17 protein-coding genes are annotated in these 25,852 nt (G+C 68.8%); 7 read left to right on the forward strand and 10 right to left on the reverse strand.

From position 1 onward, the window contains the following. Positions 1 to 189: 189 nt before the first annotated feature. Together FMP39_RS22500 and FMP39_RS22505 are read left to right on the forward strand one after the other, a co-directional pair. The gene (locus FMP39_RS22500) at positions 190 to 1,551 is read left to right on the forward strand and encodes an NAD(P)/FAD-dependent oxidoreductase (RefSeq protein WP_141592324.1); all 1,362 of its coding nucleotides are present in this window, start codon (positions 190 to 192) and stop codon (positions 1,549 to 1,551) included. Between the two features lie 498 nt (positions 1,552 to 2,049). Next, on the forward strand, positions 2,050 to 2,958 hold the full coding sequence (locus tag FMP39_RS22505; protein WP_228558230.1) for a hypothetical protein: 909 nt from the start codon (positions 2,050 to 2,052) through the stop codon (positions 2,956 to 2,958). Positions 2,959 to 3,753: 795 nt separating this feature from the next. Here FMP39_RS22505 and FMP39_RS22510 read toward each other — a convergent pair. Beyond that, the gene (locus FMP39_RS22510) at positions 3,754 to 4,158 is read right to left on the reverse strand and encodes a hypothetical protein (protein ID WP_228558231.1); all 405 of its coding nucleotides are present in this window, start codon (positions 4,156 to 4,158) and stop codon (positions 3,754 to 3,756) included. 49 nt (positions 4,159 to 4,207) lie between these two features. Then, positions 4,208 to 7,123, reverse strand: a complete 2,916-nt coding sequence (locus FMP39_RS22515; protein ID WP_141592325.1) for a cell wall anchor protein — start codon at positions 7,121 to 7,123, stop codon at positions 4,208 to 4,210. 671 nt (positions 7,124 to 7,794) lie between these two features. Between FMP39_RS22515 and FMP39_RS22520 the strand changes: the two genes are divergently transcribed. Then, entirely contained in the window at positions 7,795 to 8,013 is a 219-nt protein-coding gene (locus FMP39_RS22520; protein ID WP_141592326.1) for a hypothetical protein, read from the forward strand. A 66-nt stretch (positions 8,014 to 8,079) separates the two neighbouring features. Further along, positions 8,080 to 8,772 carry a class I SAM-dependent methyltransferase gene (locus FMP39_RS22525; RefSeq protein WP_228558232.1) on the forward strand — a complete coding sequence of 231 codons (693 nt, stop codon included), beginning with the start codon at positions 8,080 to 8,082 and terminating at the stop codon, positions 8,770 to 8,772. Between the two features lie 87 nt (positions 8,773 to 8,859). Here FMP39_RS22525 and FMP39_RS22530 read toward each other — a convergent pair whose 3' ends face one another. From FMP39_RS22530 to FMP39_RS38705, 3 genes are all read right to left on the reverse strand, one after another. Next, positions 8,860 to 9,357 (reverse strand): hypothetical protein, encoded by a 498-nt coding sequence (locus tag FMP39_RS22530; protein WP_141592327.1) that lies wholly within the window; start codon positions 9,355 to 9,357, stop codon positions 8,860 to 8,862. 117 nt (positions 9,358 to 9,474) lie between these two features. Then, positions 9,475 to 10,797: a neutral/alkaline non-lysosomal ceramidase N-terminal domain-containing protein gene (locus tag FMP39_RS22535; RefSeq protein ID WP_141592328.1), complete on the reverse strand. Its 1,323-nt coding sequence runs from the start codon at positions 10,795 to 10,797 to the stop codon at positions 9,475 to 9,477. Positions 10,798 to 10,965: 168 nt separating this feature from the next. Continuing rightward, positions 10,966 to 11,352, reverse strand: coding sequence for a transposase (locus FMP39_RS38705; RefSeq protein WP_368667073.1), 387 nt, complete (start codon positions 11,350 to 11,352; stop codon positions 10,966 to 10,968). Between the two features lie 95 nt (positions 11,353 to 11,447). Here FMP39_RS38705 and FMP39_RS22545 point away from each other — a divergent pair, with 95 nt between their 5' ends. Further along, positions 11,448 to 13,685 carry a DPP IV N-terminal domain-containing protein gene (locus tag FMP39_RS22545; RefSeq protein ID WP_228558233.1) on the forward strand — a complete coding sequence of 746 codons (2,238 nt, stop codon included), beginning with the start codon at positions 11,448 to 11,450 and terminating at the stop codon, positions 13,683 to 13,685. Positions 13,686 to 13,994: 309 nt separating this feature from the next. On the opposite strand, the gene FMP39_RS22550 is transcribed toward FMP39_RS22545, so the two are convergent. From FMP39_RS22550 to FMP39_RS22560, 3 genes are read right to left on the reverse strand one after another with little or no spacing between them, the layout of a single operon-like run. Beyond that, complete coding sequence (locus FMP39_RS22550; RefSeq protein WP_368667074.1) at positions 13,995 to 14,543, reverse strand: winged helix-turn-helix domain-containing protein; 549 nt, start codon at positions 14,541 to 14,543, stop codon at positions 13,995 to 13,997. Positions 14,544 to 14,571: 28 nt separating this feature from the next. Then, entirely contained in the window at positions 14,572 to 15,018 is a 447-nt protein-coding gene (locus FMP39_RS22555) for a GNAT family N-acetyltransferase (protein ID WP_141592332.1), read from the reverse strand. 1 nt (position 15,019) lies between these two features. After that, positions 15,020 to 17,854, reverse strand: coding sequence for a TonB-dependent receptor (locus FMP39_RS22560; protein ID WP_228558234.1), 2,835 nt, complete (start codon positions 17,852 to 17,854; stop codon positions 15,020 to 15,022). Positions 17,855 to 17,996: 142 nt separating this feature from the next. Here FMP39_RS22560 and FMP39_RS22565 point away from each other — a divergent pair, with 142 nt between their 5' ends. Further along, positions 17,997 to 18,623, forward strand: a complete 627-nt coding sequence (locus tag FMP39_RS22565; RefSeq protein ID WP_141592334.1) for a Uma2 family endonuclease — start codon at positions 17,997 to 17,999, stop codon at positions 18,621 to 18,623. Between the two features lie 13 nt (positions 18,624 to 18,636). Here the strand turns inward: FMP39_RS22565 and FMP39_RS22570 are convergent, their stop codons facing one another. After that, a complete protein-coding gene (locus FMP39_RS22570; protein ID WP_141592335.1) occupies positions 18,637 to 23,229 on the reverse strand; it encodes an AAA domain-containing protein in 4,593 nt (1,530 codons plus the stop codon). Between the two features lie 68 nt (positions 23,230 to 23,297). Next, positions 23,298 to 23,750 carry an HIT family protein gene (locus FMP39_RS22575; protein WP_011550653.1) on the reverse strand — a complete coding sequence of 151 codons (453 nt, stop codon included), beginning with the start codon at positions 23,748 to 23,750 and terminating at the stop codon, positions 23,298 to 23,300. A 255-nt stretch (positions 23,751 to 24,005) separates the two neighbouring features. Between FMP39_RS22575 and FMP39_RS22580 the strand changes: the two genes are divergently transcribed. Beyond that, the gene (locus FMP39_RS22580; RefSeq protein ID WP_141592336.1) at positions 24,006 to 25,673 is read left to right on the forward strand and encodes a carboxypeptidase-like regulatory domain-containing protein; all 1,668 of its coding nucleotides are present in this window, start codon (positions 24,006 to 24,008) and stop codon (positions 25,671 to 25,673) included. Positions 25,674 to 25,852 lie beyond the last annotated feature (179 nt).

Raw genomic sequence — 25,852 nt, forward strand, 5'->3', positions numbered from 1 at the left:
CCTGCGTCGATGGCGCCCTCGCTCGCGTCCGACGTTCCTTGCCCCGGCCTCTGCGCCGCTCGGCATTCCATCCACCCGGAGTCCACGGACTCCGGTGCATGGGGCGCGTGCGCCCACGTGCATGAACCTGCGGGACGGTCGCCGGCGCCCAGTTGCGCCGGGCAGCGCCCCTGCTCGAGGTGTGTCCAGATGGCTCTTCGTGTCGCGATCATCGGAGCTGGCCCCAGTGGCTTGGCCCAGTTGCGTGCGTTTGAATCCGCTGCCCGCAAGGGAGCGGAGATCCCGGAAATCGTCTGCTTCGAGAAGCAGGAGGATTGGGGCGGGCTCTGGAACTACACGTGGAGGACCGGCCTGGGACGCTACGGCGAGCCGGTGCACGGCAGCATGTACCGGCACCTGTGGTCGAACGGTCCGAAGGAGGCGCTCGAGTTCGCCGACTACTCCTTCGACGAGCACTTCGGCCGGCCGATCCCGTCCTATCCGCCGCGCGAGGTGCTCTACGACTACATCCGCGGGCGGGTGGAGAAGTGCGACGTCCGCAAGTACATCCAGTTCAACACCATCGTTCGTTGGCTCTCCTGGTCCGAGGAGACCCGGAAGTTCACCGTGGTGGTCGACGACCTCGCCAAGCGCGAGGTCCGCGAGGAGTCGTTCGACCGGGTGGTGAACGCAACCGGCCACTTCTCCACGCCGAACGTGCCCTTCTTCGAGGGCATCGACTCCTTCCCCGGTCGCGTGCTGCACGCGCACGACTTCCGCGGCGCCGAGGAGTTCGCGGGAAAGAATCTCCTGCTGATCGGGAGCAGCTACTCCGCCGAGGACATCGGCGTGCAGTGCCACAAGCTGGGCGCGAAGTCGGTGACCATCAGCTACCGGTCCGCCCCCATGGGCTTCAGGTGGCCTATGGGCATGAAGGAGGTACCACTGGTGAAGCGGTTCGAGGGGAACCGCGCGCACTTCGCGGATGGGACCTCCGCGACGCTCGATGCGGTCATCCTGTGCACGGGTTACCAGCACAAGTACCGCTTCCTTCCCAATGCGCTGCGCCTGGAGAGCCACAACCGGCTCTACCCGCCGGGGCTCTACAAGGGCGTGTTCTGGCAAGGCCAGCCGGAGCTCGCCTACCTGGGGATGCAGGACCAGTACTACACCTTCAACATGTTCGACGCCCAGGCATGGCTGGTGCGCGACGTGATCATGGGGCGCACCGCGCTGCCGTCCGCCGAGGAGCGCGAGGCGGACATCGCGGCGTGGGTCGAGCGTGAGGAGGGGATCCAGGATTCGTTCGGGGCGGTGGACTTCCAAACCGACTACATCCGGGACCTGCTCGACCGCACCGACTACCCGGGCTTCAGCGTGGAGAAGGTCGCGGAGCTGCTGAAGCAGTGGCTGCGCGACAAGCAGGAGGACATCCTCGGCTACCGCGACCGCACCTTCACGTCGATCGTCACCGGCACCCGCGCCACGCCGCACCGTCGCAAGTGGATGGACGAGCTGGACGACTCGGCGGAGAACTTCCTCGCCGAGGCCCCGGTGCGCAGGACCGGGTGAGGGGCCCCGGAGGGAGGGGCCCCGGCGCCGGGGCCGCGCGGCCAAGAAGCGTCGCTCGACGATGACCTCCTTGGGCCTTCCGCTGCCGGCATCCCTACAGGCGGCAAAAGGGCGTTTCCGTGCAGGCACTGGCGTAGACGGGGCGACAGGTCCGCAGCGGTGGACCCGGCGGCGTGGAGGGCCTCGTCTTCGGCGGAGCGCTCGAGGCCCTCCGCTGCGGAGAGAAGCGCGAAGGCGCAACGGAACGGGGCCTCATGGTTCCCCCACTCCCGGAGCTCTCGCGCCACCTCGCCAACTCCTGCGCGTGCAGTCACCGGGTCCGGATGGAGGACGGCGACGCGTCCGGCCATCGTCTCGTATCGCCCGGAGACCTGAGAAGTCCCCAGCGCAGACAATGTAACAGTCCGCGAGGCCTTCCGAGCTTCGAATCTTGCTGGCTGGCATCCCCGGCAAAAACGTTTGAGGCACGAATTACTGCGGGGCGATTACAGTATTCGGGTGAACAACTCTCCGGTATTGGTCAATATGATTGCGGGTCCAATCACCCTGGTTCCCGCAGGCACGGGTCCAGAACCGCACCGCTACGCGTGCTTGCAGGAGGGGGCAGTCAGGCTACTGAACAGCAATCTTGATGTGATTGCCGCTTACGACACCGATGCCACGCTTCTCCTCGCCGCCCGCGGCCTCGAACGTCTCGTGTTGTCAGACGGGAAGAACCTGCTCATCGTAGGTGACCACGCAGTTGTGGTTCCTGATCTCGTTTGTGATGCTGCCGCATGTGTCGAGGAACTGATCATCGCTACGGCGCCTGGCGACAGCACGCACCGTATCCTGCTGATCGATCCCGCTTCGGGGAAGATCTTGGACGACGTTCAGGTGGCGGCTGAAGATGCGACCGCGTTCATCACCCGCCATCCATCATCACCGACGCTCCTCGTGGAGCTGCCGATGGGGCAGTCAGGATCCAGCACCTACAAGATCGAACTCGCTGGTGGTTCACTGCGCGTTGAAGAAATTCTGGCTGGGCAGGATCCTGTCATCGCGGGCTTCAATCCATCTGGCACCAAGCTCCTCGTAACCCCCTACCCGGACGATCCTGAGGTTGCTCGCGTCTTTGCGTGGCCTTCGTTAGAAGAAACAGGTCGCCTCACTGCGGACGAATTGGATGCAGAAAACGGCATCGGTCTTCCGGGTTGCTGGGTCGACGAGGAGCGCATTGCGTTGTACGCGGTCGAAGACTCCCTCATCCTCACCGATCAAGACCTTGGGAGCCCCGTGCGCGCGGACTTCCCCATTGATCTGCGTGAAAGTGGAGACATCGAGTCACTCAAAAGCCTGGAACCTGGCAGGGTAGCTGTCGGCGTGTGGGAGCCTGAGGGTCGCTCAATGTTGGTGCTTGAGGGGTAGACATACCGCAACCCAGCTCAAGCGGCTCAGGCCGTTCGCACTGCGGTAATCGCACCATGTCTTCGAGCGCCTGTGTCGATTCGCGATTCTGTCTGGACCTAAACGGTCCTGATGCGCGAATGGACTCGCGTCCCACGGGGACGCCTGGTGCACGCGATGCCGTTGAGCGGATGGATGATGGTAGCCGTGGCGATGGTGTTCGCGCCGATGGCTGCGCGAGCCGAGTCACAGGCGTTGCCCCAGGACGAGGGCGCGGCGCAGGTGTCGGAAGAGGCCCCCGTGACGCTCGAGCCATCGGGCCTGCAGCCCGAAGACACGCGTCACGCGGACCAATGGTTGCTGAGCGTGAACCTGCCCCGCCTCGTGCTCGTGTCCTTGGGGGGAGCGGTTGGTGGCACCTTCCTGGGCGCGACCGGGATCCTCGTCATCAGCGGCACGTGCGGTGTCAACATGCTCTGCTCCGTCCTCGGGGGCCTGGGTGGCCTCTTTGCTGCCACCGCGGGTTTGGTGGCTGGCTCGCTGCTGGTGGGCCACTGGATGGACGGAGACGGCGCCTGGTGGAGCATGCTGGCTGGTGTGGCCGTCGGCGTGACCCTCGGCGTCGTCGCGAGCGCTTTCATCCGTAGCGAGTACGCCGACTGGGGAGTGCTGGTGTCCGCAGTCGGCGCGCCGCTGTTCGGTGGGCTGGCGTACGAGTTGACGTCACACGACAGCGCCAAGCGGTTCAACGCCACGCGCCCGCGCGGCGAGGTGGTGGGTCAGCGCGGTTCACCCGCGTCCGGTCCGGCGCGTCCCTCAGGGCGCGGCGGCCAGCGCCTGGGCCTTGGCCCTTCGGCCCCGCCACCAGAGCGCGAGGGTGATGGGAGAGACGAGCACCAGCATCATCAGCGAGCCGACCACCGCGCCCGCAGTGATCGCTGCGGCGAAGCGAAGCGCGGCGCCGAGGCCCGCTCGGTGGGGACCCGCTCCGATCCCGAGCTCCGCGCGCAGGTCCTCGACGTTGCGCTCGAGCAGCGCCTCGTAGTCGCGCCCGTAGGTGGACTGCTCGTCGAGCCCGCGGACGAACGCGCGCCAGGTGCGCACCGGGGCCGTCAGCAGCCCGCGGGTGTGCCTGGGCTTCAGGCGGGATGCCGTGTGTACGACCGCGTGAACGGCGGCACCGAGCGCGAGCTCCCAACTCGGAACAGCAAGGCCGGCCATGGGGACGTGCCCCACGACCGGCCTTGCTCCTCGGCGTGTCGACGCGGTCCTATTGCAGGGGCACGCGCTTGAGCTTGAAGGGCGAGGGGCTCTCGCTCATCGTGAAGTAGCTCGCGCCGTTGGCCTCGTACTCGATCGCCTCACCCTGGCCCTCGGTGGTGTCGGTCAGCGTGACGGGCGTCGCGAAGACGGCCGACTCGAAGCCAAGTCCCGGCGTCGCACGGAACTCGTAGACAGTGCGGTAGGTGCGAAGGAGGAAGCGATCCGCGCATGGGTGGATCGCCGCCGCGGTCGCGGCCGAGAAGTTGGCGTCTCCGTTCAGCGGCAGCTGGATCGTGTGGACGTGAATCAGCGTGGCCTGCACGCCCGGCGTCAGCGGCTGGGGGAACTTGTACACGCCGCTCTGCCCCGTGCCCCCGTTCTTGGTGACGACGTAGATGTCCCCGGTGGTGGGGTGCACCATCAGCGACTCCGCGTCCTTCGCGCCGTCCGGATAGACGAATGGGAAGGCCTCGGCGACGAGCCCCCCCGAGGTCTGGCCGTTGGCGAGATCCGGCTCGGGCACGCGGTAAATCGTGAACGACGTGGGGCTGCCACCCGGAGGGAAGTTGGCGCTCCACTTCCCGATGTCACCGATGAAGATGCACGAGCCGCTCGGGCAGGGCCCGGTTGCGAGGTCCTCCCAGTCGGCCGGCGTCACGTTGGTCACGTTGAACGTGCCGATCGTGCTCGCGTTGAGCGTGTCGATCGCGACGATCGCGGTGGTGTCCTCGTTGTGCACGTAGAGCGCGTTGCCGACCACGCGGCTCGCGGCCAGGCCCGAGGGCTCCACGATTTCCGGCGCGGTCACGGTGCCCTGGAGCGTGAAGGTGCTCGCGTACGTGTCGCCGACCATGCAGGCGGGGGCGTTGGCGGCGCGCAGGACGATCACGTGCGCGGTGTTGGTCTGCACGAACGCGGAGCTGCCGGAGAGGCCCGTCTGAAGGCCCGGCGCGGTGAGCGACCGGTAGGCCGCATTGAAGAGCAGCCCGTTGGTGTGACCCAGGCACGCGTCGAAGGCCTCGGTGAAGCCGAGCGGCGGCTCGATGCCGGTGGCAGGGCAGGTGGCGTCCGGCCAGACCTGTGAGCCGTACCAGACGGCGAGGCCACCCGCGCTGCCGGTCGCCACGTCGGGCACGGTGAACGACGCGGAGTCGCCGTTCTTCTGGCCTGCGTGCACGTCGATTGGCTGGACCGGATCGACGCCGCTGAAGGCCTCCACGCTCCCCGCCATGTGGGTGGTCGCGTCCAGTTCGAACGCGTAGCTCGCAGGCTCGGAGGCGCCCGCGACACGGTAGAAGATCCAGGTGCGGATGGCCCATGCGCTCTGCTCCGAGCGCAGGAACGTCCAGCCGGCGGGCGGCGTGACGGTCGCGGAGATGTTGTTGCGCACGGTCACCCGCGCGATGAGCGCGTCGTTGGCCTCGGTCCCCGACGGCTTGGGGATCGACAGCGAAGCGATCGACAGGCCGCTGTGGTGCGAGCTCCCACGCAACGCGACCCCCGAGGACGGCGCGACCTCGGCGCGGCGAAGGGCGACGACCTGCGCGATGTTGGTCTCGGCGAACGTCGAGCTCCCGTTGAACGGTCCTTGGAGGCCGGCACCGGCGAGGGGCATGAAGGCGGCGTTGAAGACGAGGCCCTGGGACGAGGACACCAGGCAGGTGTCGTAGGTCTCGGCGAAGCCCACGGGGGGCTCGATCGCCGGGGTCGGACACGCGGCGCCGGTCCACGCCTGCGCGCCGAACCAGACGGCAGCCCCGCCCGCGGTCGAGGTGCTCAGCTGCGGCGTCGTGAAGGCCGTCGAGCCGCTGTTGCTCTTGCCGGCGTGCGTGTCGATCGGGTTGGCCGGATCGACGCCGGCATACGCCACGAGGTTGCCGACGAGGTAGCTCGCGATGGAGCTCTGGAAAGTGTGGCTCGCGGGCTCGCTGGCGGTGGCGACGCGGACGAAGACCCAGCCGCGGATGCTCCAGGTGCTCATGTCGGTGCGCACCAGCGTCCAACCTGCAGGCGGGGTGAGCTCGGCGCCGATCTGGTTCCGGTTCGCAAGGTGCGCCAGCAGCACGTTACCGGCGGCGACGCCCGTAGGGGTCGAGAGGGTCAGGCTGGTGACCGTCTTGCCGCTCGCGTGCGTGGTGCCGACGAGGGTGATTTCCCCAGTGGCCGGCGGCTGGACGGGACGCAGCACCACCGCGTGCGTGATGTTGGTGTTGGGGAGCGTGGAGCTGCCGGTGAAGGCGGGCTGGGCACCTGCGGCCCCGAGCTCCGAGGTGGCGGCGCTGTGCAGCACGCCGCGCGACGACGAGACGAGGCAGGTGTCGAGCTGCTCGGTGAAGCCCGTCGGAGGGGTGTGGACCGCGGGGCACGCGGCGCCTCCCCAGACCTGGGCCGAGAACCACACTGCGAGGCCGTTCGCGGACGACGTGGTGGCGACGGGCAGCGCGAGGCTCGCGCTGTTGCCATTCTTCTGGCCCACGTGCACGTCGATCGGCTGGAGTGGATCCGCGCCCGACACCGCGACCAGGGTGGCCGCCATGGAGCTGGCGAGGTCGAGGGTGAAGGTGTGGCTGCTCGGCTCGGCCGCGCTGGCCACGCGGAGGAAGAGCCAGGACTTGATGGCCGAGGCGCTCTGCTCGGAGCGCAGCAGCGTCCAGCCAGCGGGTGGGGTGGCGACGGCGGCGACGGCCTCGCGATTGCTCAGCTGCATCACCAGCACATCTCCGGCGGCCGTACCGACGGGGGTGGGGATGGAGAGGGCGGTGATGGCCAGGCCGCTCGCGCTGGTGGTTCCTCGCACGGAGAGCGTGGAGAGGCCCTGGGCCGTCGTCGCATCCTGTACGTCGTCGGGCTGCGCGAGCTCAGTCGTTCCACAGGCGGCCATCAGTAGGGCGGCCGCGATCCACAGACTTCGGAATGGGGGCATGGGGTTTTTATCGGGTGTCGACTCACCGGACTGGAGGTCCGGGAATCGGCCATGAGAAGGACCCCGAAGCGAGAAGCGCAATCGACTGTCATGACACGGGAAAGCTGCCGTGAAACAGCTGGGATCGTCGGGTGGGATCGAAAGAAGGTGGCAGTCCTGTCCATGCGGTCACGCGGAGTCCTTGGAGAACGCGAAGCCCAAAGACATCTGCGCACGGTGCAAGGGCCGAAGGGCGGTCGGCACCCCGAGGGGCGGGCATCCAGGCAAGCCTCGTGACCGTGGCTGTGACCGGCTCGTGACGTCAGCAGAACGGTGCTGACATCCTGTGATCTGGAGCGTGCCCGAAGGCTTCTTGTCAGCGTCCGAGCACGGCGCACGCGGCGAGTACGGCGCATCGATGGAGGGCCACCCCAGGCTGTGGGGTGTTGAGGCTCAAGACAGCCAACAGGCGAAGGCTCCTGCCACGCACCTGATGGGAGCGGGGGCTGGGCAGGCGTGTGCCCCAAGGGGGCTCAAGCGGCCTGTCCACCGGCCGGGAGCGTGCGCTTCGTGTACCCGGCGGGGCTGGGAGCCCGCGCGCCCGACTTGAAGGCGTTCGCCGCGTTCATGGCGCGGCATGGCCTGGAGCCGGGACACACGGCCTTCCAGCTCGGGCCTACGCGGCGGCACGGGTGCTGGTGGAGGCCCTCACGCGCACTGGCGCGGACGTGACGCGGGCCAGCATGGTGCAGCACCTGGAGGCGCTGCGCGACTTCGACACGGGCGTGTCTCCGTCCGTCACCTTCGGCATCAACCGGCGCGTGGGCGTGCAGGGCGCGCAGTTCGCGGCGCTGGACGTGGCCACGGGCGGGCTCGTCGCGGCGTCGGAGTGGATTCCCCTGACGCCATGAGCCAGCATGGGGTGTAATCCTCGAAGGAGCACCCGTTGCTCCTCCCCTCCGAAGAGGTCGCCCGGAATGACTCTCTTTCGTGCCCATGCAACGCCCCGTCGTCTCGCGCGGCTGCTGCTCTGTCTGGTGACGGCCGCGACAGGCGGATGTCGCTCCGAGGGCGGAGAGGAAAAGCGCCCCGAGCCATCCCGGACGCCGACGGAGGCCCCCGCGGCGGAGCAGCCCGCCGACCTCCATGGCCTCGGAGGGGTCGAAGGCGTGCAGGCCTCGTATGACCAGTCCCGTCAGCCTGCCAGGTTCATCGCCGCGCTGGGAATTACGCCGGGACAGCGGATTGCCGATGTCGGAGCGGGCCTGGGCTACTTCACGCAGCGACTCTCGGAGGCCGTCGGTCCGGCGGGACAGGTGGTCGCGACCGACATCAACGACGAGGCCATCAAGCGGCTTCGCGCACGGATGTCCGAGCGGAAGAACGTCGTGGTGCGCAAGGTGGAACCGGACGAGCCAGGCCTCGAACCCGGCGCGTACGACCTCATCCTTCTCTCCGAGGTGGACCACTTCCTCTCGGACCGTGTGGCCTACCTGACCAGGCTGCGTCTCGCCCTCACCCCGAATGGCCGTATCGCGGTGACGCACCTTCGGGCGATGCGCCCGCCGCTCGTCGCCGCCGCCCAGCAGGCGGGCTACTCCATCGTGTCCGAGTACGACGGCCTTCCGGACCACTACCTGCTGTTCCTGCAGCCCGCGTCCAGTCGATGACCCTGGGGGAGCGGCGGCGCGAGGGCCTCGCCTCGCGCGGGTGACGTTCCACGAGGGCTCGTGCACACGCACGGGCCCTTCGTCGTTTCAGGCGACGGTCCATCCTCGGACGTCGTGGCGAAGAAAGACATTCGAGGGCTCCGCCTCGACGACGCGGGTGGCCATGGCCCTCAGCCGGAGCTTGTCCCGCTTGCTCAGGTCCCTCCAGGGCAAGAACAGGTGCGAGTTCCGCGAGCGCCAGAGCACCACGCCCCTCCAGCCACCCTTCATCGCCTGGTCGTGAAGGAAGGAATCGAGCTTCTGGGTGAGCGTCACGGGCTTCAGCTCGGGGCTGAGCAGGAAGTCGAGCACGGCAACCTGTCTGGATTCGACGGCCCTCACGATGGCGCTCGCGACGACCACCGAGCGCAGGTTCGGGAAGGCCTGCTTCGAGAGGATGGCCTGGACCTCGCTCACGGCCCCTTCGTCGATGGCGCGGTAGAGCGTCTGGGTGTGCCGCTTCTCGCGCGAGACCGAGAAGCGCCAGAGCAGGACCAGCGCCGTGAACGGCAGGACCGCCAGGAGCCACTCCTTCAGCGTCGACATGCGTCTGTCATAGCATCGGGTCCTGGCTTGCAGGGGCGTCCCGGGTGGCTTCGAAGATGCTGGCTGAGGGCGTCGCGGCCGGTGCGTGGCGTCCCGCGGACAGCCGACGTCGCAGGGTCAGGGGCTCTCGAGGCTGGAGGCCGTCAACGCGGCGGCCCGGACGAAGGTCTCGAGGAGCTCGGGGCCAAAGTACTGGAGCTGACTCTCACCGCTCCGATTCCGGACGTGCTCGGACGAATCCAGATAGCCGATGTAGTCACCCGTGAGCGAGATGACGCGGGTTGCGCCGCCCGCTGCCTCGAGCAGGCGGCCCGCTGGAAGCGTCACTTCGGCTGGCACGAACAGCAAGCTCACGGCCCCCAGGCTCAGTCGAGAAGCCTCGGCCTGGCGAGGGCCCAGGTGGCACAGGGCGTTCTCGGTGACGCCGTGCAGGCCGACGGGCACGAGTCGGCTTGCATCGGGGCGCGGGAGCTTCACCTGGACCCGCGTGTAGGCCAGTCCCTCCGCCGGGACGGGAGTGGGATGGATGCCGCGAGCCGCGTGCGTCAGGAGCGTTGCGAAGAGCGCATCCCGGGAGGGGGAGTCGCTCTCCTGTGAGGGGAGGGTTGCCCGAGCATTCCCGACCATGCCCTGGAGGAAGAGAACCACTCCACCTTCCTCCTCCAGCGTGCGGCTGTACCGCCCCGGATAGTCTCCCGAAAGGGTCCGGGACTTGTGGGGGGCGAGCGTCGGATGCGCCGAGAAGATGGAGAGCTCCGCGACCTTTCGCTGCTCGTGTCGGAAGACCAGACGTGTCAACCGGGCATCGACATGGGGTTCGGCGCGACCGCGAGAGACGATGAGGTCGGGGACGATGCCCTCACCCAGCTCGACGGAGACCGGGGTGAGTGTGTCCACCGCCCGCCGCAAGGCGCTGCTTGTCGCCGCGATGATGGCTTCTCTCGCGGCTGGGCGGAACCGCCCGACTCCGCCGAGTTGGAAGAGGGAGGACGGTTCGTAGCTCCCCATGGAGGAATGGGTGTGCGTGGCCGTCACGAACAGTTCGGTGACCTTCAACTCTTGGAGGAGGGCCGCCAGGGAGAGTCGCATCGAGGAAGGGGGGAGCAACAGCTCCGTCGAGACGATGGCCACGCGGAGGTCGCCAGACTGGAGCACCAGGGCCCTGACGGCCAGTGGAGTGGTTGCTTCCGTGGCCGCGGGGCGCAAGGGGCCATAACCGGCGGAAGCGACCGGCAAGGGCGCGATGATGTCCTCCACTCCCGCGCCAGCCTGGAGCGGCCCCTTGACCATGTCGGCGGCGGCAACGCGGGGGCTCTCGGAAAGGGGCGCCGGGCACCACCAGTCCACGTCTGCGATGGCATAGAGGCCGAGGATGAAGAGGAGCGGCGCACCCAGTCTCTTGATCCATGGCCGGAGGCGGTGCTGTGGGCTCGGGGACATGCGCCGGATTGAGAGGGTGGGGAGCGCCCGGCGATAGCAACCTCGAATGGGTGCGTCAATCCATCGGGTCGCCTCTCGGAGGAGCAGGCCGTGGCATGCTCGCCCCGAGAGGCAGGAGCCAGAGGCCTCGCTCACCCGGCGTGGGGCTCGGGCGGCTTAGAGCTCGTTTCACAACCTCCGTCCAACTCGGCGCAGGAGCACGATGCAGCAGCCGAGCTGAAGCAGCGCGAGGTGGAGGTCGGCGCGCCGCTCCTCGCGGACGCGCAGCCGCTTGAAGCTGTGGAGCCAGGCCAGGGTGCGCTCCACCACCCAACGGTAGCGGCCCAGCCGCTCGCTCGACTCGATACCGCGGCGGGCGATGCGCGGGGTGATGTGGCGCACGCGTATCCCTTGGCGGATGTCACTAAAGTCGTGAAGTAGCCCCACGGGTGTCAGAGACCGGGTAAACGGAGCGCGCTTGGGGCGGCTGAGCGGATCGTATCGTCTGAACGAGCAGGACTGGCCACTTGCGGACGATTGCTCTCCCCGTTCGCGGCTGTGCCATGGAACTGTCATGGTCAACGCCAATCATCTGACGCGCCACGTTGCCCTCCACGCCGATGGGCTCTTCACTCTCCCGGAACATGGCCATGCCATCCTCTCGCCGCGTCATGAGCCATCATTCCGGTGACTCCTCCCACACCCCCATGCGAATCCTCCTCACCGCTCTGGTCCTGCTGAGCGCTCCAGTCCTCGCCCAGCCCAAGTCCGTGCCCACTCCGAAGTCGGCGCCGAAGTCGGACGGCTTCATCCGCCAGCTCGTGGAGACGCGCTACTTCAACATCGGCCGTCCCATGGGCACGAGCTTCACCCCGGACGAGCAGACGCTCTTCTTCCTGCGCAATCCGGAGGGCTCACGCGCCCTCGCGCTCCACGCGTTCGACGTGGCCACGGGACAGACGCGCGAGCACCTCACCGCGGAGAGCCTTCTGCAGCGTGCCCGGGAGAACCTCACCGTCGAGCCGAAGGCGCGCCAGGAGCCCGCGCGTGTGTCCTCGCGGGGCCTGAGTTCCTATGCCCTGTCCGAGGACGGCGAGAAGTTGCTCGTGGGCTTGTCCGGCAAGCAGTACATCGTCACGCGCGCGTCCGGGAAGGTGACGGAGCTGAAGACGGGCCCCGGCGCCATGGACGTGCGCTTCTCTCCCGATGCCACCCAGGTGGCCTATGTGCGGGGGCATGACGTGTATCGCCTGGACCTGGCCACGAACACCGAGCACCCAGTGACGAAGGGCGGCACGGAGGAGAAGAGCCACGGGCTGGCGGAGTTCATCGCCACGAGCGAGATGATGCGCTTCTCCGGCTACTGGTGGAGCCCGGACGGAAAGGCCCTGGCCTACACGGAGTCCGACACGAGCGGCGTGGAGAAGCTCGCCATCGCGGACGCGCTCCACCCGGAGAACGATGCGCGGCGGCTCGCCTTCCCGCGCGCCGGCAAGGCCAACGCCCGGGTGCGCCTGGGTATCATCCCCATCACAGGCGGCAAGACGACGTGGGTGCGCTGGGACGTGGAGAAGTATCCCTACCTCGCCACGGTGCGCTGGCCGGCGAAGGGCCCTCTGACGGTGCTGGTGCAGAACCGGCTCCAGACGGAGGAGCTCCTGCTCGCGGTGGACCCGAGGACGGGGAGCACGCGCACGCTGCTCGTGGAGAGGGACGACGCATGGCTCACGCTGCACCAGACGTTCCCCCACTGGCTGGAGGATGGAAGCGGCTTCCTCTGGTACACAGAGCGCAACGGCGCTGGCGAAGTGGAGCTGCGCGACGCCTCGGGCAAGTTCGTGCGCTCGCTCGTGCCGCCCGGCGCGGGCTTCTATGACATGGCGGGCTACGTGGAGAAGGACGGCACCGTCTACTTCACCGGCGGCCCAACCTCCGACGAGCGCTACGTGTGGCGCCTGAGCCCGGGCGGGAAGCCCACCCGCGTCACCTCGGAGAGCCCGGCGCTGGAGCTGGCCCGGATGTCCAAGCGGGGCGGCTTGCTGGCCATCACGTCCGAGGGCCCCCGGCGCATGCGTCACACCACTGTGATGAAGGCGGACGGCACTCGCGTGGGCGAGCTGCCCTCGGTGGCGAAGGAGCCGCCGTTCCAGCCGCGAGTGGAGGTGCGGTACGTGGGCAAGGAGCGCTACCCCACGTCGCTGGTGCGTCCTCGCGACGCGAAGCCCGGCGTGAAGCTGCCCGTCATCGTGGACATCTACGCGGGGCCCGGCATCCCCATGGTGTACCAGAGCATGCAGCAGCACCTCACCAACCAGTGGCTCGCGGACGAGGGCTTCATCGTGGTGAAACTGGACGGGCGAGGCGTTTCGCCCACCGCCGACGCGAAGCTGCGCAAGCCGAAGTACGACTGGCCCCGGCTGCTGCTGGACGAGCAGGTGGCCGCGCTGCGCGCGCTCGCGGCCGAGGTGCCGGAAATGGACCTGAGCCGCGTGGGCATCACTGGCGCGAGCAACGGCGGCTACATGTCCGCGCTGGCCGTGCTCACCCGCCCGGACGTCTTCAAGGCCGCGGTGGCCGTGTCCTCAGTGACGGACTGGCGCGACTACGACTCACACCTGACGGAGCGCTTCTTCGGCCTACCCGACGAGCACCCCCAGGCCTACGAGCAGGCCTCGCTCCTCACTCACGTGAAGGCCGACCAGCCCATGGGAAAGCTCCTGTTCATCCATGGCACTGCGGACGACAACGTCCTCTTCTTCCACGCCCTCAAGCTTTCGGACGCGCTGTTTCGGGCGGGCCAGCCCCACGAGTTCCTGCCCCTCAGCGGCATGCCACACATGGTGTTCGACCCGGTGCTGGCCGAGCGCATGTGGGAGGAGACCGCGCGCTACTTCAAGCGGCACCTCTAAACCACCTCGGCAAGTCCGCTCAACATGGAGCCCGGCATGCTCGAAGAGGACGCGGAGGACATCGGGACGATGCTGTAGGGCACGGAATTCCCTTCGTGCCAAGCGCTGACCGCCTTGGAACGGTGCGCCTGAAGGCGGTCCCAGATAATGACGAGGGGGCGTCCGAGGCGCCGACGGAAGTACCGCATTGCGGCGATGACTTCCTTGTCGTGGACAGCGCCGACGAAGTGACGAGCGAACACCTTGGGGCGTTCACGCCCCCGCGGGGCAGCGTCAGCAGCACGACGCTGGACACCTTACGGCGCCTGCTCAGACGCTTGAGGACTCGGACTTGCCCCACCGGCGCCCAGGTGGTGCCCAGGCGGGCCCGAAACGTGGGACCCGTCTCATCCAAGAAGGCAATCGTCCTCCTGCTTCTTCGAGCCCCCTTTTGATGCGAGGCCAGTCTCTTCTTCCCCAGGCTTCGATGAGCGCATCATCCCGCTCGCGAGCCTGGGGACGAGGGCGGTGCGCGGAGAACCCCAGCCGATGCAGTGGCCTCGACAAGGAGCGCGGCTGGTACCGCACGCCCCAGCGTTGCTCGATGAGACGTGCGATGCGTGGAAGGGTCCATCGCTCCGTGGGAAAGACGGCCCGAACGGCGCCGGCCTTGAATGCTCGGGCCACTTGCTTCCACTCCGAGGAGCTCAGCCGTGAGGGCCGGCCCTGATGCGGCTTGCGCCGCAGCCTCCTGACGCCTCCTTGCGCGAGGGCTTTGCACCACAGCGGCACCGCTCCTCGGGTGACGCCGCTGAATGGCTGCTGCCCCATCACCACCCCTTTCATCGGAACAAACGCTCCGGTGTTTAGGGGATTCATCGAGGCGGTTTAGGCGCTCGTAGGTCCGCTAGGCCCCGAGTGTCTTGCGCATGTTGCGGTGGGGGACGCCCACCTCGGTGTAGGGGGCGCCGAAGACGGCGTAACCCAGCCGCTCATAGAACGGGACCGCCGGTTCGCGCGCGTGCAGGTGGACATGGGTGAAGCCGCGCCGCACCAGCTCCGCTTCCAGCGTACGCACCAGCCGGGCACCCAGCCCTTGCCCTTGGAGGTGGGAGGCCACGGCCATCTGGAACAGCCGTCCGCCGTGGGCATCCTCGGGGTTGAAGAGGACGCAGCCGAGCACCCCCTCCTCCTGGTGCGCCACCAGGTGCAGGCTGTCCGCCTCGAAGGGAAAGGCGACGTCGTCACGCGTGTAGCCGAGCGGCTCGCGCAGCACGCGGAAGCGCAGCTCCAGCTCGCCCGCGTAGAGCGGATGCCCGGGCTGGATGAAGGTGAAGGTGGCGCCGGCCGTCACGTCAGAAAGTCCCCGTGAGCTGGAGCGTGAAGGTGCGGCCGTACTGGGGCACGGGGGCGATGGAGTTCTCGTCCGACACCGGCAGCGAGTAGCGGGCGTCCAGCAGGTTGTGCACGCCGGCGAAGTAGCGCAGGGGGCCGTAGTCACCCGACAGGCCGAAGCCCACCAGCAGTGCCTCGCCGCTGTCCGCGCCGCCCGGGCCGGTGGGCCGGGCGCTCTGGTAGATGGCCTGGGTGGCCACGCGCATGTCGCCGGCGCCAATGGGCAGCATCATCCGGCCCGCCACCAGGTGCGCGGGCGCCGCGGAGGCCACTTCCTCCGAGGCGTTGCGCAGCGTCACGTAGGAGTAGCTCACGTCCACCAGCAGCCAGCGGCCCGGCTGCCAGTGCACGCCGGCCTCGGCGCCCCAGGCGAGTGTGGTGCCGTCGGTGTTCATGAAGCGCAGACACGCGGCGGTGCCGCAGTCGCCTGAAGCCGAGTCCTCCGCGGTGAGCTGCACCAGGCTGGAGATGCGGTTGTGGTAGCCAGCGACGGTGAGGCGCAGCTCGTCCGTCAGGTCGTGCGAGTGCTCCAGCTCGAAGGTGGTGATGGTCTCCGGCCGCAGGTTCAGCGCCGCGCCCTGGGAGATGCCGTCCGCGTAGTAGAGCTCGTAGACGTTGGGCGCGCGGAAGGCGTTACCCGCCACCAGCTTGGTGAGGCCCCGCTCGTAGGGCCGGGCGATGACGGCCAGGCGCGGGGTGATGGGCGTGCTGTCCAGGTCCACGTACTTGTCCAGGCGCAGACCGGCCGACACGCTCAGCCGCGGGTGGATCTTCCACTCGTCGAGCAGGTACGCGGACACCAGCGTGCGCGCCTGGGTCTCCAAGGGCAAATCACCGGCGTCCTGCCGGACGCGAAGCTGCGCCTGACCTTCCACGCCGAGCGTGAAGACGTTGCCCTCGAACAGGCCGATGCGCGCGCGGGCCTCGCCGGTGAGCCAGTCCGCCGCGCCGCCCTCGGTCCGGGCGCCGCCGTCCTCCTCCGGGTAGACGTAGGTGCCCTCGTAGCGGCTGATGTCGAACGCGCCGCGCACGGACAGGCTGAAGCGCTCGGTGAACTGGCGCTCGTAGCGGGCCTCCGCGAAGGCGCGCAGGTCCTCCACGATGTTGCCCTCCGTGCCGGGCACGGTGCCGTAGGGCGCGGTGGGCAACTCCTTGGTGCGCACGTTGAACTGGGCCTGGAAGGACAGGTCGCCCACGCGGGCCCGGAGGGAGCCACCGGCGGCGCGCTCCGCGTCCAGCCCGGTGATGATGGGACCGCTGGAGCCCAGCCGGGTGGTGTCCGCGCCCGTGGACGTCAAGGCGGCGGCGCTCACCAGCACTGAGCGGTTGCCGTCCTCCCACGACGCGGTGGCGTGTCCCCGGGTGGTGCCGAGCGCGCCCACCGCGCCCGTGACTTCCAGGTGCTTGTCCGAACCCAGCGACTCACGGGGGACCACGTTGATGACGGCGAAGAAGGCGCCCGTGCCGTACAGGGCGCTGCCAGGGCCGCGCACCACCTCGATGCGCTCCACTTCCTGGATGTCCACGCTGAGGTCGCGGGCGGCGAAGCCCTGGCCGGCCCAGACGTCGTTCATGGAGTGGCCATCCCAGAGGATGAGGATGCGCGTGTTGAGGTCGCCCGGCGGGGAGAAGCCGCGCACGCCCATGTACGTATAGGTCCGGTCGTCGGTGAGATAGAAGCCGCGCACACCGGCCACGGCCTCGGCGACGGTGCGCCAGCCGAAGGCGCGCAGCTCCTCCTGTGTGAGCACGGTGGTGGAGGCGGGCGCTTCGTCGACGGCGACCAGGCTCTTCGATGCGGCGCGCACCGGAGGCGGCGCGTAGCGCAGCTCGGCGTGGACCTTCACTTCTTCCTCGGCCACCACCTTCACCGTCTGGCGGAGCGGGCGCACCTCGCGGCTCTCCACCTCCAGCGTGTGCTCGCCTTCGGGGAGGGTGACGACGGTGGGGGTGAAGCCGGCGGGCTTGCCATCCACGCGCACCGTGGCGCCGTCGCGGTTGGCGGTGACGACGAGCCGCCCGGTGGGCCGGTCCTGGGGACGCAGCGCCACGGCGACAGGCACGTTGCCGTCGGCGGGGACATCCACCACGTACTGGCTGGGCGCGTAGCCGGGGGCGCGCACGTGCAGCACGCGCTGGCCGGGAGGCAGCCGCACGCGGCCGGGCACGCGGGCCAGGATGTTGCCGTTGGGGGCGTCGCGAATCTCGGCGCCCTCCGGCGTGCCCGTCACCTCCACGCCGCCGGTGATGAGCGTGAGGTCGAAGGTCTGGTCCGTCTCACGGCCGCGCACCAGGGTGAGCGTGGCCTCCGCGGCGCGGTAGCCTTCCTTCTTCACCATGATTTTGTGACGGCCGGGCGTCAGCGCGAGCGTCTGCGGAGAGCGGCCCCGGCTGCCCAGGTCCATGCGGTCCACGTAGACGTCGGCGCCCTTGGGATTGGAGGTGACGCGCACCAGCGCGACCTTGGGACGGAGCCGGTCCACGGAGCGGGAGACCTCGGCGGCGTCCTCCTTGGGCAGGTCCTCGGCGAGCAGGTCGTTGTAGTAGCGGTACGCCTCGTTGAACTTGCCCAGCGCCTCGAAGCAGCGGGCGATGTTGAAGAGGACGTTCCGGTTGGGCACCAGGCGGTAGCTGGTGAAGTAGGAGCGCAACGCCTCGGCGTACTGCCCCTTGGAATAGGCATCGTTGCCGAGCTCGAACGCGATGTCCGCTTCATCCGCGTTGTTGTCCGCGAGCACGGGCGCGGACAGGAGGAACATCGAAAGGACGAACGCGAAAGAACGGGAGGAACGCATGGGACGCCAAGCATTCTTCCCTCTCTGGGGTGAGAGGTCCATGGGGGCTTATGGGTTGGTAACTGGGTGTCGGACCTGACGGGTAGTGTCGAGCCTGGACATGCAACGAGGAGTGGGGTTCCACTCCGGGGAGGCGGGGGCCATGATTCAGGAGCTGTCGGCCATCACGGTGAGAGAGGAACGGGACACGGGAATGGGCCACGAGACGAAGCGCCCGGCGACCTACGAGGACCTGGTGGCGCTGCCGGAACACCAGGTGGGACAGATTATCGACGGGGAGCTCATCGCTCAGCCCAGACCGGCGAGCCGACATGCGCGGGCCAGCTCGGCGCTGCTCAGTGGGCTGTTCAATCCCTTCGATTTGGGACAGGGCGGTCCCGGAGGCTGGTGGCTCCTGCATGAGCCGGAGCTGCGTTTCGGCGCGGACGTGCTGGTACCGGACCTGGCGGGCTGGCGCCGCGACCGGATGCCGGAAGTCCCGGATACACCCTACTTCACGCTGTCACCGGACTGGGTCTGCGAGGTGCTGTCACCTTCCACGGCGGCCGTGGACCGCTCGAGCAAGAAGCGCATCTACGCGCGGGAGGGCGTCGGGCACGTCTGGCTCGTGGACCCTCAGGCGCGGACACTGGAGGTGTTCCGGCTGAGCGGAGGGCGGTGGCTCGAACTGGGCACGTGGTCGGATGACGAGCGCGTCCGCGCCGAGCCCTTTGAAGCGGTGGAGCTGGAGCTCGGCGTGTTGTGGCTGCCGGAGGCGAAGGCGAAGTGACGCCGCCTCCGCCTCAGTGCACCACGCCCCGCGCGGACATGGCCGCCTGAGGCGAGGCGGAAGGCTCGCGCATCAGCTTGTCGCCCGCGGCCTGGAGGACCTGGGTGGTGGCACCCTCGGGGTCGCGGAAGAAGGAGGGCGTCCACATCCGCACGAGCTGCCAGCCCTGGCCCTCCAGCACGCCCGTGCGGAAGAGGTCCCACTCCACGCGGTCCGCGGCCTTGGGGTAGCGCGTGCCGTCACACAGCACGCCGACGGTGACATCGCCCGGGCGGGTGGGGTGCCGGAGCGCGACGTCCACGCAGAAGCCGTCATTGCCCCAGTGGACCTCCGAGGACACGCGGTGCTGCGTGGCCAGATGTCCTGCCAGGGCCTGCGCGAAGGCTGATCCCGCGTCCGTGGGTCTCACGAACACCTCCGCTGTCTCGGCGGGCCGCGACGCCTCGGACACGGTGTCCTCGGGCTCGCGCTGGGCGTCCTGGGCGTAGGCCGATTCCAAGGCCTCCGCGAAGCGCAGGTACGCGAAGAGGAGCCAGCCGCCGTTGGGCTGCCGGCCCGCTTCGATGGGGGGCGCGGACTGGTAGGACTCGCGCGGAATCGAGGTGACGAGGTGAATCTGCTCCCGCGCTCGCGTCACCAGCACGTTGAGCCGCCGGCCTCCGCCCGCGCTGCCCAGCGGACCGAAGCGCCGGTAGAAGCGGCCGTGCCGGTCCGGGCCGTAGGTGGTGCTGATGATGAGGTGGTCCCGCTCGTCGCCCTGGACGTTCTCCAGATTCTTCACGAAGAGCCCCTCGAACGAGCCCGAGCCCCTGCGCACGCGCGCTTCGGCGAGCCTCGACGCGAAGGACGCGTCGCTGGCGGCCATCTCATCGAGGACGTCGTTGATGGCGTCGCGCTGGGTGAGGTTGAAGCACGCGATGCCAATGGACGGCGGCTGCGGCCGTGAGAGCAGCTCCTTCACCAGCGAGCCCACGGCGCGAGCCTCCACCAGGTTGGTGCGCTTCTCATAGGTGCCGCCCACGGGGAGCAGCCGCAATGGCGCGTGGGGCACGCTGTGGGACGGGTGCGCGGGAATGGCCTGGAGCCGCTTGTCGTAGAAATGGTCGTTGCTGAAGGCGATGAGGTCCGCGTTCTGGGAGCGGTAGTGCACGTCCAGGTAACACTGGTCGATGTCGAGGTTGAGCGCCGCCGACAGCAGGTCCTCCACCTCGGATTGCTGCTCCTCGAAGAGGCCCTGCTCGCTTTCGGCCTCCTGCTCCGCGTTCTGCACCACGGCGGATTCGAAGAAGCGCGTGGGTGGCAACTGCTTCGGGTCACCGGCGATGACCACACGGTGGGCGCGGGTGAGGACGGGCAGGGCCTCTTCCAGCCGGCACTGCGAGGACTCGTCGAAGATGACGACGTCGAAGATGGGGCGGCGGGGGAAGATTTGCGCCACGGTCTGCGGGCTGGCCATCCACACGGGGCGGACGTCGAAGAGCGGGTCGCCCCCTTCGATGCCTTGACCGGTGGCGATGACCTGACGCACGCGCAGGGCGCGCTCTCCTCGCAGCATCAGTCGTCGGCGGAGCTCCGCGCCCTGCCCGTTGAGCCGGCCGCCCGTGCCCGCGAGCAGCCGCTCGCGCTGGCGCTGCGTCCAGCGATGGACCAGGGCGTCGCGCACGAGGACCCGCTTCTTCTCCTCCAGCATGCGGTAGTGCGAATGGGTGGTGCGCACGCGCTCGGCGTCGATGTGCTGGAGCGCCGGAGCCTCCTTCAGGCGCGCGGAGGCTTCCGCCGCCAGCGTCGCCTTCAGCACCGCGCGCCAGCCGGCCTCGGCCTCCGCGCCCTGACGCGCCAGCCGCTCCACGGCGGACTCCAGCGCCGGAGGCATGCCCGTCAGCACCGCGCGCATGCGCAGCAGACCTTCCACGGTGGGGAGCCGTGACACCAGGGCGGTGGTGACGGATGCCAAACGCTCGCCCGAGCGCAGCCCACGCGAGCGCGAGTCGAGCCACGACGCGGAGAAGAGCCCCGCTTCGGTGAGCCGGGCCTCCAGCCGCGCGACGGCGTCGCCCCGGGCCGCGGACAGCCGCAGGCCCGCCAGCAGCGCCGCGCGAGCCTCCGCGTCCGCCGTCAGGGCCGCCCGCACCGCGTCCCGGCACGACGCGAGCAAGGGCGTGCGCTCCAACTCCTGCAGCAGCTCGAAGAGCGCCGCGTGGGTGCGAAGCGTCTGGGACAAGGAGTCGTCGGTGAGCGTCGCGGTGTCGCCCGGGACGAGCGTGGTGCGGTGGTACTCGGTGAGCAGCGCGCGGGCCTTCACGCCCGTGAAGAACCGCGTGACGCGCTCCGCGGCGAGGATGCTCAGCGTCAGACCGAACTGCTGGAGCACCCGGCGCGCCCCGGCCTTCCGCGCGAAGTAGAAGAACGCGTACCACTTGCGCGCGATGTCCAGGTACGAGCCCAGCGCGGCCATCGCGGTGGCCAGCACACTCAAGGCCTGGGGTTGCTCGCGGTGGACCAGCGCCAGCTCCGCGTCCAGCGGCCCTTCCGCGAGCACCTGCCGCTGTGCCGCCAGCCCGTCGAGCTGTGTCCGCGCGGCCTGGACCGCGTCCGGCGTCGCCGAGCCCCACCGCGCGAGGACGTCCGGACGGGCCGACTCCAGCAGTGGTGCCAGCTTCTCCGCGAAGGCGGCGCGCGCCGCGCCCTCCGCCCGAGGGTCCGCGCCGAAGACAGGCACGTCTGGTGACACGAGGGCATCCGCGTCCCGCGCCGCGCTGTCGATAGCACTCAGGCGCTCGCGGTAGGTGGCCAGCGGCGTCGCCAGGTACGTGGCGAGCTCCCCGCCCAGGGCTTCGCGCCACGGGTTCTCCGGATAGCCTTCCTTGCCGCCGCGCTCCAGCACCTCGCGCACCTCGCGCTCGTGCGGCGTCACGTCGCCCAGCCGTGCGTGGGCGAGGCTCGACACGGCGGGCGTGAGCGCGGCGGGGGCCTCCACGGAGAACCACTGGCCCACCAGCTCGTGGAAGGAGGGCGCGGTGCCTCCGTCGGGGCGCTCGGAGAGGGCCCGGTCGGCGGCCGTCAGTTCGTCATGGAGTGACTGGAGCTCCGTGTCGATGCGCGCCAGTTCCTTGGCCACGGCCGCGTCGGTCCGTGTCTCCGGCAGCGTGTCGAGCTGCTCGCGGATGCCCATGTAGAGGTCGCGCTGGTCACGCTGGGCGTCGTGGACGACGGCGCACAGGTGTCCCAGGCCGAGATGGTCCAGGCGGTGCTTCACCACGTCCAGCGCGGTGCGCTTGTCGCAGACGAGCAACACGCGCTCCCCGCGCGCCAGGTGGTCGCCAATGGCATTGGCGATGGTCTGCGACTTGCCCGTGCCCGGAGGCCCATGGATGACGAGCCCCCGGCTGCTGCGTGCCAGCCGCACCGCGCGCGCCTGGCACGGGTCCGCGAGTGTGACGAGCCGCTCCTCGCCCGTGCGCTTGAGCCCCTCCAGGTTGGGCTCGCCACCGCCGTGTCCTGGGGGCAGGCCGAGAGAGACATCCACGCGGAGGAAGCTCTCCAGCGGGCCGGAGATGGGCTCTCCGTCCAGGAGCGCGCGCATGTCGTCCACGAGGCTCTGGTTGGACAGGGGGTACAGCCCCAGCACGGCGCTGGGGAGGATGGCGGCCTGGGGCTGGGCGTCGTCGCCTCGCGGAATGGGGGCCAGGAGGGTTTCCGGCGTGAAGGGGGCGGGCGCGGGCAGCTCCATGGCCTTGCACACGGCGGCCACCAGTTCGTTCAGCTCGCGCCACGGGTCCTCGCCCGCTTCATCCGCGAAGAGGTCGCCCAGCCGCTGGCCCGTCTGCTGCTCCAGCCAGGCGAGCAGCGCGGTGTTGGGGGCCACGCGGTCCACGCCGGCCTCGGCGCCTTCCAGCTCCACCGACGGCACGCGGCCCTTCTTGAGCGTGAGTCGCACGGGGATGAAGGCGATGGGGGCGAGGATTCGCCGGGTGCCGAAGCCGCGCTTGTCCTTGGCGCCCGGTGGCAGGTGGAGCAGGGGAAAGCCCACGTGAAGGACGTGCGCGCCGGTGTCCTGCTCGAAGGTACGGGCGTCCTCGACGATGGTGGCCAGCTTGCGGAGCAGGTCCTGCTGTTCCTCTTCCGCGCGGGAAGGCGCGGGGGCCTCATCCGGTGGAGGCGCGTTGTCGGGACGCGCGTGGCGGGAAGGCCCTTGGGGGGTGTCCAGTGGAAGCGCGGCGTCGGAATCCACGTCGTGGGAAGGGGCGTGGTTTTCGTCCAGTGCGTGCGCGGCCTTGGGCGCCGCGTCCGGCAGGTCGTCGGCATCCGTCCCCGTGGCAGCGTCGTCCTGGGTGCGAGCGGCGCGGGCCTGGGCGGAGCCCTTGCGTGGGCGAGCCTCGGGGGGCGGAGGCGGCGGCTTCACCACGAGCCGGGCCTGGGCCTTCTCCCCGAGCAGGGCGGCCAGCAAGGTGTGGGGCGCGGTGCCATCCAATCGGCTCAGCGTGGCGAGGTCCACGCGCTGGCGGCTGTTGTGCGGCCGGCTGTTGAGGCTGGGGCCGGATGCGAGCGCGGCGTAGAGCCGCTCAAGCATCTTCTCAAGGACGCGGTTGCGGGGCTCGGGCGACAAGGCGGCACCTCTCGACGGGAGGGGAGGCCGCTGTCTCTATCACGCGAGGGTGGTCCTGGGCCCGGGCTTCAGCCCGCCAGCGCGGCGGCGAGCGCCTGCGCCGCGGCCTCCAGTTCCTGCGCGGGGAGGTGGTCGGAGGCGGGGGCGTCGAAGGCGGCCCGGCCCCAGAGCCGCTGCGGCGTCTGCGAATAGCGGGGGACGAGGTGCAGGTGGAAGTGGCGCAGCACATCGCCAATGGCGAAGGCGTAGGCGTGTTCGGCGCCCAGCACCTCGCGCTGGGCGCGCATGACCCGGGCGGCGAAGGGGCCGAGCTCGCTCGCCGCGTCCGGCTCCAGGTCATACCAGGCGCGCACGTGCCGGGCGCTGGAGATGACGACCCAGCCGGGCACGGGGCTGGGGCCCGCCACGCCATGCAGCACCAGTCCCGGCGCGCGCGCGATGACGCCTCCCACGGGTCGTGTTTCACCGCGCACGATGGCGCAGCCGAGACATGGGTCATTCACATCCAAGACATCCGGCATGGGCTCACGCTAGCAGTCCGGGGAAAGCCCGGGTGGGTCACGCCATCGGGTCAACGGTGACTCATGTCCATGAGGGCATACGGGGTTCTCCGAGTGATCCGTGACACACCCGGTTACGGGCGTCTCGGCCGATGAGAACCCGCTCTGAATCAGGGGGGCTTCTTGACGGAACGGGCAAGTGTCGGAGAGTGTCCGGCTGACGCCTCATGAAGTGTTGAGGCGGCGATACTTGGGGACTTTTCTTTCAAGGCGGGGATGATGAAGAAGCATCTGGTAATGGCCGTGGTTCCGTTCCTGGCGTTCGGTTGTGGAGACGACCTGGTTGACGCGGACGGAGACGGAATCGCGGACGGCGTGCGCGAACCGGACACTGTGACGGTGGTGACGCCAGCCAATCCCAAGGGCACGGTGTCCGGCCAGGTGCTGAGCACGGACCTGCGGCCGCTGACCGAGGTCACGGTGGAGATGACCATCGGCAGCTCGGCGGAGCCGGTATCGGCCATCTCGGATGCGAAGGGCAACTTCACCTACAAGAACGTCCCGGCCGGCTCGCACGTGCTGCTGACGTTCTCCAAGGCGGGCTATGCCACCCTGCGCGCGACGGCGCAGGTTCCGTCGTCCGCGGGCAACGTCCCCATCAACAACGGCAACGCGAGCTTCGGCCCCATCACCCTGGCGCGGCTGGACGGCACGCTGAACTTCCTGGTGGTGACGCCGCAGGGCCGTCCCGCGGCGGGGGCTCGGGCGACGCTGGAGGCCACGCCGGCGGGTGCCATCTCCAACGGCGATGAGTCCTCGTCGATGGTGAGCTCCGTGGTGGTGGAGGCGACCGCGAACGAGCAGGGCCTGCTCACCTTCACGGGCATCCCGAGCGCGTCTGAGCTGGCGCGCCTGCGCAACGGCAATGGCGAGTACAGGCTGTGGGTGTCGCCCATCGACGCCAACGCTGACGGCGTCCCGGAGACCGGCGGCTACGTCAGCACGTACTCTGGGGCCGAGGTGGTGGCCAACAGCACCACGCGGCTCATCAGCCTGCCGTACTCGCGGCCGCAGAACGTGCCGTTGAGCATCGAGAGCAGCAACGTGGCCAGCCTCCGGGGCGGCGGCGCTGACTTCCATCCTCTGCGCAACCTGGTCCGTGTGGGTGAGCCCATCCATCTGTTCTTCAACCAGCCCATCCAGCAGGGGTCGCTGTCCGTTCTGATGACGGGCGAGAATGCAGCGGAACTTCTGCCCGTGACGACCAACGTGGCGAATGGTGGCTACAGCGCGACCATCAACCCGGGTGGCGCCATTGCGGATGGCAAGGAGTACAACATCGACGTGCGTGCCGTGTCCGCAGAGGGCGGCAGCATGTACTCGCGGATCGGGTACTTCTTCACGGGTGACGCGTCGGCCGTGCGCCAGATGTCCATCGTGGAGTCCAAGTATGAAGAGGTGTCGGCGGTGGGCACCCCTGGTGCGGACCAGTTGAACTCCGGCGAGCGAGTCTTCCTGTCCTTCAATCACCCCATTACACGCCCGTCGAACGTGAGTGGTCACGTTTATGCTCATGTGAACTGGGATATTGGGGGGACTACGCCTGGGGTTATTGGAGACTACGCGGGAGAGGTGGGTCATCCGACGGGATTCCCGCTTATCGAGGAGGAGCCAATTATTCCTCCTCGGACGGGCACCCGGCAGGAACTCCCCGCTTTCTCGATCATCAAGTCGGGTTACACCACGCGATGGGTGTTCACGTATTTCGGGACGAACCTGATTCCGAGCACCAGCTTTGCTAACTTCGAAATTGTCGTGAAGTTCTCCGCCCTGCCGTCGCGCTCCATCAATGGGACCTACGAGAACTACATGGGGCAGCCTCTTGTCTTGGACTTGGCGAAGACCGGGCTGGTTCAGCTGCCCGCACTTGCTGCGTCTCCGTGACGCGCCTGCGTCGCTGACACGGCAATAAGTTGTTTCAAGGGCCCTCCATGGTTGTCCATGGAGGGCTCTGCATTTCAGGCGATAAGGTCACGCAGTCCATGTGGCGTCCATCAGCTTGGACCCACGGTCCGCGATGCTGTATGCCTTGGATTACGTTCCGGTTGGTTTCGCGAGGTAAA

Origin of the sequence: Myxococcus sp. AB056, from assembly GCF_006547365.1 — a bacterium.
Lineage (GTDB): Bacteria > Myxococcota > Myxococcia > Myxococcales > Myxococcaceae > Myxococcus > Myxococcus virescens.

Coding starts and splice junctions, on each gene's coding strand:
- FMP39_RS22515 (WP_141592325.1), bottom strand. CDS start 7,123: ATGCCCCCATTCCGAAGTCTGTGGATCGCGGCCGCCCTACTGATGGCC.
- FMP39_RS22560 (WP_228558234.1), bottom strand. CDS start 17,854: ATGCGTTCCTCCCGTTCTTTCGCGTTCGTCCTTTCGATGTTCCTCCTG.
- FMP39_RS22545 (WP_228558233.1), top strand. CDS start 11,448: ATGAGCCATCATTCCGGTGACTCCTCCCACACCCCCATGCGAATCCTC.
- FMP39_RS22550 (WP_368667074.1), bottom strand. CDS start 14,543: ATGAATCCCCTAAACACCGGAGCGTTTGTTCCGATGAAAGGGGTGGTG.
- FMP39_RS22580 (WP_141592336.1), top strand. CDS start 24,006: ATGATGAAGAAGCATCTGGTAATGGCCGTGGTTCCGTTCCTGGCGTTC.
- FMP39_RS22530 (WP_141592327.1), bottom strand. CDS start 9,357: ATGTCGACGCTGAAGGAGTGGCTCCTGGCGGTCCTGCCGTTCACGGCG.
- FMP39_RS22510 (WP_228558231.1), bottom strand. CDS start 4,158: ATGGCCGGCCTTGCTGTTCCGAGTTGGGAGCTCGCGCTCGGTGCCGCC.
- FMP39_RS22565 (WP_141592334.1), top strand. CDS start 17,997: ATGATTCAGGAGCTGTCGGCCATCACGGTGAGAGAGGAACGGGACACG.
- FMP39_RS22535 (WP_141592328.1), bottom strand. CDS start 10,797: ATGTCCCCGAGCCCACAGCACCGCCTCCGGCCATGGATCAAGAGACTG.
- FMP39_RS38705 (WP_368667073.1), bottom strand. CDS start 11,352: ATGACAGTTCCATGGCACAGCCGCGAACGGGGAGAGCAATCGTCCGCA.
- FMP39_RS22500 (WP_141592324.1), top strand. CDS start 190: ATGGCTCTTCGTGTCGCGATCATCGGAGCTGGCCCCAGTGGCTTGGCC.
- FMP39_RS22525 (WP_228558232.1), top strand. CDS start 8,080: ATGACTCTCTTTCGTGCCCATGCAACGCCCCGTCGTCTCGCGCGGCTG.
- FMP39_RS22575 (WP_011550653.1), bottom strand. CDS start 23,750: ATGCCGGATGTCTTGGATGTGAATGACCCATGTCTCGGCTGCGCCATC.